The sequence below is a fragment of the Fenollaria massiliensis genome (assembly GCF_023347705.1).
In the GTDB taxonomy this organism is placed as follows: Bacteria; Bacillota; Clostridia; order Tissierellales; family Peptoniphilaceae; genus Fenollaria; species Fenollaria massiliensis.
On sequence record NZ_CP096649.1, the window covers coordinates 352,935 to 366,620 of the forward strand.

Consider the following 13,686-nt stretch of genomic DNA (forward strand, 5'->3'; position numbering starts at 1 on the left):
GAGGACATTATGAAAAAATTTATTTTAACACTAATTATTCTATCTATGCTTATGGCTTTAGTATCTTGTAAGCCAAAGGAAAAGGAAGAGCTTAAACTAGGCTTTGTGCCTTTAGTTGACCAAGATAAACTAGAAGATTTAACAGAACCACTAACAAATATACTTACAGACAAGCTTGGAACAAAAGTTTCTATGTTTACATCAACAAACTATGTTGGCGTAGTTGAAGCGCTTGGCTCAGGCAAGGTAGATTTTGCAATCATCCCACCATTTGCATATGTACTTGCAAATAAGAATGGCGGAGCACAAGTACTTTTATCAGCACTTAACAAGGATGGCAAAAATTATTATAGAAGTGAATTATTAGTTAGAAAAGATTCTGGCATCAAGGAAGCTTATGAAAAAGACGGCTACGAAGCACTTAAGGGTAAAAAGATTGCCTTCGTTGACCCAGAGAGCGCTTCAGGCTACATCTATCCAGGTGCTATGCTTGTCAAAGGCGGACTTGATCTTGAAAAAGATATCGAGTATATGTTTGCTGGCGGACATGATAAGGCTGTTCAAATGCTTTTAAATGGCGACGTTGACGTGTGTGCTACTTATGAAGGCGCTGAAAAGAAGCTTATGAAGGACTTTGATGGACTTGAAGGACTAGAAGTGCTTGAATATACTGACAAGATCCCATACGTATGCGTAGCAGCAAGCAAGGACCTTTCAGATGATATGAAGAAAAAGATAAAAGAAGTATTTCAAAATGATTTATCAAGCGGCGAAGGCAAAGAAGCCTGCGAAAAGATATTTAATTTAACAGGTTTTGTCGAAGCAACAAACGATGATTTCCGAAATGTTATCGATACAGCTAAGATTATGAATGTTGATTTAAGTAAATGATATTAGAATTAAAAGATATATCAGTACAATACGAAAAAAATATAGACGCAATCAAGGACGCCTCCTTTAATGTAGAGGGAGGCGACTTTGTCGCGCTTATAGGCCCATCAGGTGCAGGCAAATCAACTCTTTTAAAAGCAATTAACGCGCTTAATCCTCTTAGCAAGGGAAGCGTTATATATAAGGGCGAGGACGTTCATAGACTTCGCGCAAAAGATTTAAGAAGGCTTAGAAGAAATATTGCCTTCATTTTTCAGGATACAAGCATTATTGAAAATATTTCAGTTCTTGATAATGTTTTATTAGCACGTCTCGGCGAGAAGAATTTTTTTGAGGCAATGCTATCAAAGTTTACAAACGACGAGTATATGGATGCCCTCAAAGCCATCGAGATGGTTGGGCTTAAAGAAAAAACTTATGCACTTGCAAAAGATTTATCTGGTGGACAAAAGCAAAGAGTTGCCATAGCTCGCTCACTTTTTCAAAAGTCAGACCTTATCTTAGCAGACGAGCCTATATCTTCCCTTGATATAGAAACAAAGAGGTCAATCATGGATATTTTTAAAATGCTTAATACTGATTACAAAAAGACAATTATCATAAGCATGCATGACCTTGATTTATCGCTTGAATACGCAAAGAGAGTGATTGCAATCAAGGACCACAGAGTATATTTTGACAGGAGTGCAAATGAACTAAATTATGACTCAGTTAAAGACTTATTTATCTAAAAAGAGAAAAAAGAAAATTTTATTAGCAATGGCTTTTTTAGTCATGCTAGTGGCATCAGGCTTAGGATCACAAGTTTCCTTAAGCTCTTTTTTGCGTGGGCTGCCAGATATGCTTGACCTAGTCAGAAGGATGTTTACACTTGATTTTTCATATATAGTCTCGGTTATGGACCTAGTTTTCGAAACCTTTCTTATAGCTTTCGTTTCATCAGCCTTTGGCGTTTTTTTGGCGTGCATCATAACCTTCTTCCTTCCGTACAACACAAGCCCTTCACAAATAGTTTCAAAAGTATTAAGCGCAGTATTTTCAGTTTTTAGAACGCTTCCATCACTTATATGGGCAGCGCTACTTGTGAGTTTTTTCTCTGCTGGCCGCTTTTCAGGACTATTGGCACTAAGCATAATTTCATTTTTCATGTCAACAAAACTTATAAAAGAATACATAGAGGCCATGGACAAGGACGATTTTGATTTTTACAAGTCGCTTGGCATTGGCAAGGGCAAAATTTATTATAAAATAATACTTACTAAGATGAGAAAATTTATTGTATCGACTTTTTTACTTTGCTTAGAAAGTAACATAAGAAGCGCGTCAATACTTGGACTTGTTGGCGCAGGCGGCATAGGACAAAGACTTTGGCTTGAGTTAAATCACATGAACTACGATAGAGTCTCCTCAATAATCTTTATGCTGCTTATATTAATTTTCCTTATAGACTTAGTGAGTCAGAAGATAAGAGAAATAGATATAAAAAGTCCGATCAATGTTAATAATTTAGCTTCATACAAAAAAAACAATATACTTAGGGAGATATTATTCATAATTTTTTTGATAGCACTTTTCCTTATAATTAAATTTTCAATCAATATTACCTATGAACGCTTTACACTTGGTCTTAAACAAGGCAGTGTAATAATTAGAAAGATCCTAAGCCCAGATTTTGCTTATTTATCAAGGGCAGTGCCAGCAGCCTTTGAATCAGCTGCCATCGCCATATTTGCTTCACTTATGGGAGCCATCGTATCATTTATATTTACACCATTTACTGCGGTGAACATCGCTCCATCAAAAAAAGTTTCAGTTTTATTTAAAGTACTCATCAATGTAATCAGGACCTTCCCAGCCATCATCTCTGCTATAATTTTCTTCAGAGGCTTAGGACCGGGCCCCTTTGCAGGCGCACTCGCACTAAGCGTTTATACATCGGGTATGCTTAGTAAACTTTATTTTGAATACATCGAAGACATTCCAGCTGAAACAATCATGTCCATGAAGGCACTAGGCTTAAGTCCATTCACCATGTATGCGAAAATTATTTATCCAAAGACATATAGAAGTTTTTTAGGTTTTGTGCTATATAGACTCGAATCAAACGTTAGAAACTCGTCGATACTCGGACTTATCGGGGCAGGCGGTATCGGTACACTTCTTTCTATGAACATAGCGTGGCGCAATTGGAACAGAGTTGGCTCACTTTTATTAGTCAGCTCAATCATGATTATATTTTTTGATTATTTATCATCAACAATTAGAAAAAAATTATTATAATTAAGTGGGCAGACGCTCACTTTTTTTATTTTATATAAATTCAATGATATAAAAATATTTTTATAGGTTTATTAAAAAAGGTATTGACTTTAAATTATTTAAATAGTATAATTAGCTATAGCTAATAAAAGTTAGTTAAAGCTAATGATATATTGGCTGAGAAGGTTTATTTAATGGCGATTATATTTGCCAAATATTTTCGAAAGGAGGAACTATGAAAAAACTAAGCATTTTATTGGTGACAGCATTAATTTTTTTGATGTCCGTTACTAGTGTTTTTGCAGGTAATGCAGATAAAATATACAAAGACTGGGAAGACGTAAGTAAGGACATGGAAGTGGTTTTAAGGGATGCCCTTAAAATTTATGAAGCAGGCGGTCCAGATGCTGGCAAGGAAGGCTATGACAAAATTAACGAAGCTTATTTTAGATATTATGAAAAATTAGGCTTTGAAAAAATTGTTATGGGAACCATTTCTGGAAAGCGTGGATCAACTGTTGAGAACCAATTTTATTTGGCAAGAAAATCTATGCGTCAAAATGAAGATATCGATGTTGTTAAAGATGAAGTTGAAGTACTAATTAGATATCTACACGAAGATGCAAAGACACTTGACGGTATGAGAGGTAAAACCGGTTCTGGCTGGGGCGTTTTCTTTAGCGTTTTAGGACTAACTTTAAGAGAAGGTCTCGAAGCAATCCTAATTGTCGCAGCACTTATTGCTTATCTTGTAAAGACAAACAATTTAAAATACGTAAAAGGCGTCTATGTCGGCGCAATTTTAGGTATTGTTGCTTCAATAATTCTTGCGATTATTTTCAATATGATTGCTCAGAAATTTGGCGAAGACAGCAGTGGTGTTAGCCAAGAGATTTTTGAAGGATGCGGAATGTTTTTGGCTGTTATTGTTTTATTCTATGTATCAAACTGGATGCTATCAAAATCTGAAGTTGAAGTTTGGAATCATTACATCCAATCAAAGGTCGAAAGTTCAATTACAAAAGGAAGTGCTATGGCTTTAGCATTCAGCTCATTCTTAGCAGTTGCCCGTGAAGGCGCGGAATTGATTATTTTCTTCCAAGGTATGAGAGAAAATATTTCAAACAATCCAGCATACATGTGGGGCGGCTTAGCATGCGCAATCGTAGTACTTGCAATTGTATATGTATTAATTACAAAGATGAGCGTAAAGCTTCCATTAAAACCATTCTTCACAGTTACATCAATCTTGATGTTTGTACTTTGTATCTCATTTATGGGAAAAGGAGTCGCCGAACTTCAAGAAGCTGATCTTATCGGAAGGACAATAATTCCATGGATGAATGGATTTACGATTGAGATCTTAGGAATTTATGATAGGGTAGAAACTCTATTGCCACAAGTTATTTTAATAGTAATAACTATTGTAACAGTTATCGTTCAAATTAAACGTAACAAAATTAAAAGAGCAGAGCTCGAAAGAGATTATGCAAATAAGAACTAATAGGAGGTTTATTATGAGTTCAAAATTAAAAAAATTATTAGCACTAGCACTTGCAATTATGACAGTTGCAGCTTACGGATGTAATCAAGCATCAAAACCAGCTGATGACAACACAGCTAAGGTTGAAGACAAAAAAGACGAAGACACAAAAACTGAAGACACAAAAGCTGATGACAGCAAAGACGTTGCAGCTCCTGGTGAAGACGCAGGATTCGACGAATTCCCAATTGGCGACGAACAAGAATCAGGTCCTCTAGCAGTATCTGGTGTTTATTTCCAACCAGTAGATATGGAACCAGCAGGTAATTCATTATCAAAAGAAGAAGCTGACTGCCATATCGAAGCTGACATTTCAGCAACAGAAGAAGGTACAACTCTTGGTTACGGCGCAGGCGACTTTGTTCCTTGGTTAAATGTTAAAGCATATATCCAAAAGAAAGGTTCAGACAAGGTTCAAGAAATTGCTTTCATGCCAATGAACGCATCAGACGGTCCACACTATGGTGCAAATATAAAATTTGAAGAAGGTCTTGGCACATATGATGTTAAGTTTGAAATTTCTGCTCCAGGAAACGACTATCTATTACACGTTGACAAAGAAACAGGTGTAACAGGAAGATTCTGGACAGAGCCAATCGTTATTGAATGGCCAGAATTTGAATGGACAGGTCCAAAGTGGTAGAAAATAGTGGAAATGGCTTTTAGCCATTTCCTCCTTGTACATAGGAGGAATTATGTTAAAGATATTTATTAAAGTAATGGAAGCTGGCGTAGGATTCTCATTTATAATGGGTCTGGCGCTTGGATATCTAAGTACAGAAAACTTCAAAAGCAAATATAAAATTATTTTTGGTACAGTCTTTGTAGGCACTCTTGCGGCAATTATCTCTTCAATCATTAGAGAAATTCCAAATTTTGTCAACAGAAGCGCTTTGTCATTTTGGTCAATGGTACCAATAGTAATTGCTTTTATTGGAATTATCATTTTTTATTTTTTAAAAGAAAAATCCAGTATATATAAAAATATTTTTGTTAGTTTTTTGTCCCTTTATATCATAGCGTCATTTTTCTATTATATGCCGGCTCTTTTTGTTCAGCTAAACAATTTTGTTTATTATGGAGAATCTGCTGTATCTACCATGGTTCTATATAGAATCATTGGTTATGTATTTGCAGTTGTTCTGATGATTTTATCGAGTATTGCAATTTTCAAAATCGTTAGACGAGTTGACAAAATTTATAGGGATAAAATTTTAATGATCTCATTATCAATTTGGGGAATAAATCAAATATTTATTGTTCTTCAAAGACTATACGCAGTTGACCTTATACCGAGAAGTGCAAGTGTATTTAACACAATTGCTTGGGTAATAAACCATGCGCACTACATCGGATTTAGCCTAATGATTTTTTTAATAATCCTGCCAATAATCTTATATTTAAATAATATGAAGGTTAAGGAAACTTTTAAAAATCCTGCAGAATTGAGAAAAAAGAAATATCATATGAGATGCAATAGAAATTTAGCAAAATTTTTATTAATTTTAATCGTTATTAACGTTTTTAGTTTAACTTATTTAAGGGCTTATTCTGGACGCGAAATTCAGCTTTCAGAACCCGAAGAGTATGAAATTGAAGGCGATATGATTGTTATCCCACTGTCAGAACTTGAAGATATGAAACTCCACCGTTATCAATACACGGCATCTGATGGAGTTCACATGAGATTTTTCTTAATTAAAAAATCTCAGGGTTCATATGGAGTTGTGCTTGATGCTTGTGAAATTTGCGGGCCATCAGGTTATTATGAGCGTGGCAACGATGTCATTTGTAAATTGTGTGATGTTATTATGAATCGTGGTACAATTGGTTTTAAGGGCGGATGTAATCCAATCCCTATACCATACATTGTTCACGATGAAAAAATAAAAATCAACACGCAAGATCTTGATGCCAACAGCTTTGTATTTAAGTAGGTGACATATGTTTTTTAGAATGATTAAAGGTGCAATCTTTAGGCAAAAGAAAAAAATGGTCTTGATTGCATTTGTAGTAATGCTTGGCACTTGTCTTTCAACCGGCATGCTTAACACAATGCTTGGCATTGGTGACAAGGTCAACAGAGAATTAAAAGCTTATGGGGCGAATATAAATGTTGTCCCAAAAGAATCTTCCATGCTTGATGATATTTATGGAATTGGCGAGGATAGTCAAAAAAATTATTTGAAAGAAGATGAACTTGGTATGATAAAAACCATATTCTGGTCTTTCAATATCGTTGATTACACACCATATTTAAATATCAATGCGAAAGTTGATGGAGAATCTACAAGAGTTGTAGGAACATGGTTTTATTATCACATGGATCTTCCAACTGGTGAGTCTGTCGATACAGGTATGAGAAAATTAAAAACTTGGTGGAATATCGATGGCGAGTGGATTGAAGACAAAGATACAGACAAAGTCATGGTTGGTACTGTCTTTGCTCTTAGAAATAATTATAAGCTTGGCGATAAAATTAAAATCGAAGGTTCTTCTAAAACAAAAGAATTTACAATCGCAGGTATTTTTGATTCAGGTAGTGATGAAGACTCACACATTTATCTACCATTAAAAATTGCTCAAGAATTGGATGGGGTATCAAATGTAGTTTCTCGCGTAGAAGTTTCAGCCCTAACAACTCCTGACAACGATTTGGCAAGAAAAGCCGCAAGAAATCCAAAGTCTCTTACAATTAAAGAATGGGAGGTTTGGTACTGTACAGCTTATGTAAGTGCGATTTGTTATCAAATTCAAGAAGTTATGACTGATTCGATCGCAAAGCCTATTAGACAGGTGGCAGAAAGCGAAGGCGATATTTTAAATAAGACTACTTTGTTAATGGTTTTAATTACCGCACTAAGCTTAATTGGCGCAGCACTTGCAATTTCAAATCTGGTAACAGCATCTGTCATGGAAAGGCGTGCTGAGATTGGTCTGCAAAAAGCAATTGGTGCAAATAACACGAGAATTATTTCGAGAATTTTAGTTGAAAATATTAGCACAGGTATTATGGGTGGAACCGTCGGATATTTTATTGGACTTGGTCTTACTCAAATCATTGGTATAACAGTTTTTGGCTCTGGTATCCCGCCTACACCGATGGTAATACCTATTGTAATTATTTTGATTTTACTGGTAATTGTTTTAGGCTCCATACCAGCCATTAGATATTTGCTAAAACTTAATCCAACGGAGGTGCTTCATGGAAAAGGCTAAAAGAAAAAATGTACAATTCTTTTGGAAGATGGTTGAGTCATCGATAGCAAGAAGAAAGGCTCGTATGCTAACTGCGCTTCTAGCAATTGCAATGGGCGCAACGATTTTATCAGGTCTTGTTACAATCTATTACGATATTCCAAGACAATTGGGAAAAGAATTTAGAAGTTATGGAGCAAATATGATTGTTATTCCAAAATCTCAAGACGATAAGATTGGAGATAGTCATATTGATGAAATAAAAAAACTTGCAGGCGACAAACTTGTGGGAATTGCTCCTTATATTTATCAAAACGCAAAAATCAATGAGCAACCTTTTGTAATTGCAGCTACAAATTTTGAAGGCTTAAAAAAGAACAGTCCATTCTGGCTGGTCGATGGTGATTGGCCGAGCGAAAAAAGGACAGTTATGCTTGGTCACGAGATTTCAAAAAAACTTGGTTTAAAAATCGGCGATCCTTTTGTACTGAGCACTCCAAAAGAAAATTCACAAGAAATGAGAGACAGTGATTTTAAAGTTGCTTCAATTGTAACGACTGGCGGAAAAGAAGAAGATTTAATATTTATGTCTATTGAAGATATTAGATCTATTATGGGCGATTTAAATATCAATATCATCGAATGTTCAATTGATGCAAACAGTGAAGAGCTTCAAGCAATTGCAAATAAAATAAATGAAATCGATAGCACTGTTAGTGCCAGACTTGTTAAAAGAGTTACAGAATCACAAGGCGTGGTACTTGAAAAGCTTCAAGCCCTTGTATGGATTGTTACAATTATTGTTTTATTTATCATGATGATATGCGTTAGTACAACAATGATGGCTGTTGTAACTGAAAGAAGAAAAGAAATTGGTCTTAAAAAAGCCTTGGGCGCACACAATAAATCAATAATTTATGATTTCTTAGGCGAAGGATTTTTACTTGGACTAATGGGCGGAGCCCTTGGTTCTTTACTTGGATATTTATTTGCAAGTGAAGTATCAAGACGAGTTTTTGCAAGAGGCGTAAATTTTTTATGGGCTCTAGTTCCAATTACAATCATTGTATCAATAGCAATTACAATTGTGGCTTGTATTATACCAGTTAAAACTGCAACTGCAGTTGATCCAGCACTTGTATTGAGGGGGGAATAATGAATATATTAGAATTAAAAGATATCTCAAAGATATACGGAGATTTAAAGGCACTAGATAAAATAAACTTAAATGTGGAAAAAGGCGAATGGGTTTCAATCATGGGTCCATCAGGTAGCGGTAAAACAACAATGATGAACATCATCGGCTGTATGGATAAGCCTTCTATAGGTGAAGTTTTACTTGAGGGAATTGATGTTTCAAAATTAAATCAAAAGGAATTAACCGAGATTAGAAGAGATAAGATTGGACTAATTTTTCAACAATTCCACTTGGTAAACTATTTAACTGCCTTAGAAAATGTTATGATGGCCCAATACTATCACTCAATGGTAGATAAGGAAGAAGCCTTACAAGCCCTTGAAAGCGTTGGATTAAAAGATAGGCACAATCACTTACCTAATCAGCTTTCAGGTGGTGAACAACAACGTGTTTGTATCGCCCGTGCTCTCATCAACCATCCTTCACTCATCTTAGCAGACGAGCCGACAGGAAATTTGGACGAAAAGAATGAAATGCTTGTTTTGGATATTTTAGAAAGACTTCATAACAGCGGATCAACAATTGTAGTTGTTACTCACGACCAAGAGGTTGGTGTTGAGGCAGAAAGAATCGTTTTTCTAGAGCATGGAAGAATTGCTAGAGAAGAAAAACAAAAAAGACAAAGACCAATTTTGGAGGTTTAATATGAAAAAGACTTTATTATTACTATTGGCGCTTAGTTTACTGTTGACAGCATGCGCCAAGAAGCCTGACGATGCTTGTGCTGATGGCTCATGTAGTGATGCATATAAAGATGGCACATACCATGGAGAAAGCCAAGCTGATGAATGGGGCGGAAAGGTTACAACAGATATTACCATCAAGGATGGAAAAATTGTTGAAGCAAATTTAAAAAACTTGCTAGCTGATGGAAGTGAAAAAGACGAAAACTATGGAAAGGCCAAAGAAGGCGCAACAAACCAAGGCCTTTACAAGATTGCACAAGAAGCAGTTAAAAATTCGAAGGAATATCCAAAGCTTTTAATTGAAAAAGGTAAGATCGAAGATGTCGAAGCTATCTCTGGTGCGACTGTTACATTTAAATCTTTCACAGAAGCTGTAAATGATGCATTGAAGGATGCAAAATAAAATCTATTAAAAAAACCAGGAGGTCAATTATGAATAAAAATAAAATTTTTGGAATTCTATTTATAATATTTGGCGTATTAATTTTCTTAACACCAGGTACACTTGCTCCGGTATGCCCAGCAATGCCAGATGGAAAATTTATGAAATGTCATTGGATGGGACAAGCTATTAAAGGCATTGGCGGAGTTATGACTGTTCTAGGCCTTATTTATACAGCTATTAAATCTAAGAAGCAAATGTTTTTTACCCTAGCCATATCTAATGTAATAGTTGGTATTTATGCAATATTATTACCTGCAAAATTAATTGGTGGCTGCATGAAACCTGAAATGGCTTGTAGAGCAAAAACTATGCCTATGATTTATATTTTAGTAGGACTTTATATTCTTGTTAGCATTGTTGCTATAATTTTAAATAGGCCTTGCAATGAATCTAATCAATGTAAATAATTTATCCAAATCATTTAGACGTGGTGAGAGGGATTTTTTTGCAATTGATAATGTAAGTTTTGATGTTAACGAAAAAGATTTTATAAATATTATTGGTAAGAGTGGAAGCGGAAAAACAACGCTTCTTACTCTTTTATCTGCAATTATTGAACCAACATCTGGAGATATCTTTGTGGAAGGAAAAGATCTATCTAAGATGGATGATGAAGAAAAAAGTGGATATAGGAATGAATTTATAGGTTATGTCCCTCAATCACTTGGAACTTTACCAACCCTAAATGTACTTGACAATGTAAGGCTTCCTTACTTTTTTAAAAAACGCGAGGGAAATGGAGTAGAAAGAGCTAGGATGCTACTAGATATGTGCGGCATTTTAGATTTGGAAAATGATTTTTGCAAAAATTTATCTGGTGGCGAATTAAAAAGAGTTTTAATCGCAAGGGCTCTCATGAACGAACCAAAAATTTTAATTGCAGATGAACCAACTTCTGATTTGGACTCAAAAACTACAATTGAAATTATGAATATGCTAAAAGAAATTAATGAAAAAGGCACAACTATCATTATAGTAACCCATGACAATGATTTATTGAAATATGGGTCTCGCCTTCTTGAAATGACAGACGGTAAATTAAATGAGGTGAGCATATGAGATTAGACTCTAAACAAATTGCCTTTAAAAATATTCAAAACAAAAGCGTAAGAAGTGCTTTGCTAATAATCTTAACAGCAATTTTAACCCTTGTTTTATTTTTGTCAAGCTTTTTGATTTTGTCACTTAGAAATGGAATGAGCTCACTTGCCAATCGTATGGGTGCGGATATTATCGTTGTACCTGAGGGATATGATTCAAAGATTAGAGGCGCAATACTTCGCGGAGAACCAAACACTTTCTTTTTAGACAAGTCAGTTGTTGAAAAAATCAGAACAATCGATGGCGTTGAAATTGCAAGCCCACAATTATTTATTGCCACTCTTTCAGCTGGTTGCTGCTCATTTCCAATACAAGTTATTGGTTTTGATTCGGATACAGATTTTGTAGTAAAACCTTGGCTAGAGACTCAAGCAAAACTTCCTCTAGGAAAAGGAGAAATTTTGGTTGGTAACAATATTGTTGGCGATATGCACAAACACGTTAAATTTTTCAACCAAGAATTTATTATAAGAGGTAGACTTGCAAAAACAGGCATGGGATTTGACAATACTGTATTTGTAAATTTTGATGAAGCTAGAAGACTTGCCAAGGAATACGAAAAAATCCTTAAGCTTGAAGACAAGGACCATGAAAATATGATTTCATGTGTAATGATTAAGCTTAAAAAAAGCGTTGATCCAGTTGAAATTCAAAATAAAATTAGAAGCGAATTTAAGGGCGAGGGCGTTTATCCACTACTTTCACAATCAATGATGAACGAGGTCAGCACATCAACTCAAGATATGATTAAATATGTTTATATTTTAATCGCTCTAGTATGGCTCTTGGTCTTCCTTGTACTCACACTTGTTTATTCAATTACAATCAAAGAACGTAAGAGAGAATTTGCCACACTAAGAATTTTAGGAGCAAGCAAAAAACATTTGAGAAATATTATTTTATGGGAAATATTTACCATAAATCTTGCAGGATCTGCATGCGGAAGTGCACTAGGCTTGGTTATTTCAATTTTATTTGGAACTTGGTTTAGTCTAAGCTTTAAAATGCCTTTCCTTGCGCCAAAAGTTTTAACACTTGCAATAATATTTATTGCTGTATTTGCAATTGGCACAGTGATGGGACCACTTTCATCACTTAGCGCAATTAAAAAGATGAATGAAGAAGAACTGGGACTTTTATTAAGGCAAAACGATTAATATGTAATTTTAGATGTAAAATATTTATTGAATAATATCTATGGGGGAGCAAAAACCTCCATAGATATTTTTGTATGAAAATTTGTCAAAAAAAGCTCAAGATATGTCTTTGCAAAAAGAAAAAATTACTATTTAATTTATCTTGCTATTGACTAAGGATTTTATCTTGTGATATAATTATGTAGATCTTTACATAGGGGGTAATCTTATTGGCTAAACTAATTAAAAAGAAATTCACAAAAGAAGAGATCACTAAGATGGTCAAAGAGTACATATTAATATTATTTGGTGCTTTCATAGTCGCAGCGGGCATGTTTTTCTTCTTCAATCCGGCTCATTTATCAGTTGGCGGTGCCAATGGTCTTGCAATAGTACTAAACCACTACTTAGAGCTAGGCGTTGGTAACTGGATGTATGTGATTAACATTGGACTATTTATACTAGCCTTTTTAACAATCGGCTCACAATTTGGCGTTAAGACAATCATTGCATCGCTACTTACATCAGGCTTTTTCGATTTACTAGAAAAGCTAATGCCGCACTTCCAACCATTGACAGGAGATACCTTTGTTGAGCTATTCTTCGGCGTTTTTGTAACAGCGCTTGGCATGGCTATAGTATTTAATCAAGGCGCATCAACGGGCGGCACAGACATCATCGCAAAAATACTAAATAAATTTATCGGTATTGATTTAGGAAAAGGCGTTTTAATCTCAGACGTAGTAATCACACTTCTTGCAGGAAGCGCATTTGGAGCGAGAATCGGTATTTATTCATTATTTGGGGTTATTGTTAATGGATTCTTGATTGACTTTGTCATTGAAGGGATGAACATGAATAAAGAAGTCAAAATCATTGCCGAAGACACAAAACCGATAGAAGAATTCATAATAAAAGAGCTAGACAGAGGCGCAACCATTTACAAAGCTTACGGCATGTACACTAAGGAGCCAAAAGACATCATCATGGTTTTACTTGACAGAAAAGACTTCCTTAGACTTAAAAACTTCTTGAGAGATCTTGATCAAAAGACTTTCATTTCAGTTTCAAACGCATCAGAAGTTTTAGGATATGGATTTAAAAATTTAAAAGACTGATATATGAGAAAAGCCTTTCAAGTGAAGGGCTTTTTGCTTTTTTTAAAAAAAATATTACATACTTTACAATTTCTTAACAAAGAAGTATTACAATGATTATTATAAGGAGAT

14 protein-coding genes are annotated in these 13,686 nt (G+C 34.9%); all 14 read left to right on the forward strand.

The annotated features are described in order from the left end of the window. The first annotated feature begins 9 nt into the window (after positions 1 to 9). The gene (locus M1R53_RS01810; RefSeq protein ID WP_249242866.1) at positions 10 to 891 is read left to right on the forward strand and encodes a phosphate/phosphite/phosphonate ABC transporter substrate-binding protein; all 882 of its coding nucleotides are present in this window, start codon (positions 10 to 12) and stop codon (positions 889 to 891) included. Beyond that, positions 888 to 1,622 (forward strand): phosphonate ABC transporter ATP-binding protein, encoded by a 735-nt coding sequence (gene phnC, locus M1R53_RS01815; RefSeq protein ID WP_249242867.1) that lies wholly within the window; start codon positions 888 to 890, stop codon positions 1,620 to 1,622. The genes M1R53_RS01810 and phnC overlap by 4 nt, the downstream gene beginning before the upstream one ends. Continuing rightward, complete coding sequence (locus M1R53_RS01820; RefSeq protein ID WP_249242868.1) at positions 1,594 to 3,171, forward strand: PhnE/PtxC family ABC transporter permease; 1,578 nt, start codon at positions 1,594 to 1,596, stop codon at positions 3,169 to 3,171. The genes phnC and M1R53_RS01820 overlap by 29 nt, the downstream gene beginning before the upstream one ends. 214 nt (positions 3,172 to 3,385) lie before the next feature. Further along, positions 3,386 to 4,654, forward strand: coding sequence for an FTR1 family iron permease (locus M1R53_RS01825; RefSeq protein ID WP_249242869.1), 1,269 nt, complete (start codon positions 3,386 to 3,388; stop codon positions 4,652 to 4,654). 13 nt (positions 4,655 to 4,667) lie between these two features. Beyond that, positions 4,668 to 5,336 (forward strand): iron transporter, encoded by a 669-nt coding sequence (locus M1R53_RS01830; RefSeq protein ID WP_249242870.1) that lies wholly within the window; start codon positions 4,668 to 4,670, stop codon positions 5,334 to 5,336. A gap of 52 nt (positions 5,337 to 5,388) precedes the next feature. Beyond that, entirely contained in the window at positions 5,389 to 6,630 is a 1,242-nt protein-coding gene (locus M1R53_RS01835) for a DUF2318 domain-containing protein (protein ID WP_249242871.1), read from the forward strand. A 7-nt stretch (positions 6,631 to 6,637) separates the two neighbouring features. After that, positions 6,638 to 7,912, forward strand: coding sequence for an ABC transporter permease (locus M1R53_RS01840; RefSeq protein WP_085840588.1), 1,275 nt, complete (start codon positions 6,638 to 6,640; stop codon positions 7,910 to 7,912). Next, positions 7,899 to 9,047 (forward strand): ABC transporter permease, encoded by a 1,149-nt coding sequence (locus tag M1R53_RS01845; protein ID WP_085840587.1) that lies wholly within the window; start codon positions 7,899 to 7,901, stop codon positions 9,045 to 9,047. The genes M1R53_RS01840 and M1R53_RS01845 overlap by 14 nt, the downstream gene beginning before the upstream one ends. Next, entirely contained in the window at positions 9,047 to 9,733 is a 687-nt protein-coding gene (locus M1R53_RS01850) for an ABC transporter ATP-binding protein (protein WP_019215072.1), read from the forward strand. The genes M1R53_RS01845 and M1R53_RS01850 overlap by 1 nt, the downstream gene beginning before the upstream one ends. Before the next feature lies 1 nt (position 9,734). Further along, positions 9,735 to 10,178 (forward strand): FMN-binding protein, encoded by a 444-nt coding sequence (locus M1R53_RS01855; RefSeq protein ID WP_106018095.1) that lies wholly within the window; start codon positions 9,735 to 9,737, stop codon positions 10,176 to 10,178. A 29-nt stretch (positions 10,179 to 10,207) separates the two neighbouring features. Further along, positions 10,208 to 10,627 carry a DUF4418 family protein gene (locus M1R53_RS01860; protein ID WP_249242872.1) on the forward strand — a complete coding sequence of 140 codons (420 nt, stop codon included), beginning with the start codon at positions 10,208 to 10,210 and terminating at the stop codon, positions 10,625 to 10,627. Further along, positions 10,605 to 11,279 (forward strand): ABC transporter ATP-binding protein, encoded by a 675-nt coding sequence (locus M1R53_RS01865; protein ID WP_249242873.1) that lies wholly within the window; start codon positions 10,605 to 10,607, stop codon positions 11,277 to 11,279. Before M1R53_RS01860 ends, M1R53_RS01865 begins: the two co-directional genes overlap by 23 nt. After that, the gene (locus M1R53_RS01870) at positions 11,276 to 12,478 is read left to right on the forward strand and encodes an ABC transporter permease (protein WP_070599293.1); all 1,203 of its coding nucleotides are present in this window, start codon (positions 11,276 to 11,278) and stop codon (positions 12,476 to 12,478) included. The genes M1R53_RS01865 and M1R53_RS01870 overlap by 4 nt, the downstream gene beginning before the upstream one ends. Before the next feature lie 209 nt (positions 12,479 to 12,687). Then, on the forward strand, positions 12,688 to 13,575 hold the full coding sequence (locus M1R53_RS01875; RefSeq protein WP_085840583.1) for a YitT family protein: 888 nt from the start codon (positions 12,688 to 12,690) through the stop codon (positions 13,573 to 13,575). Positions 13,576 to 13,686 lie beyond the last annotated feature (111 nt).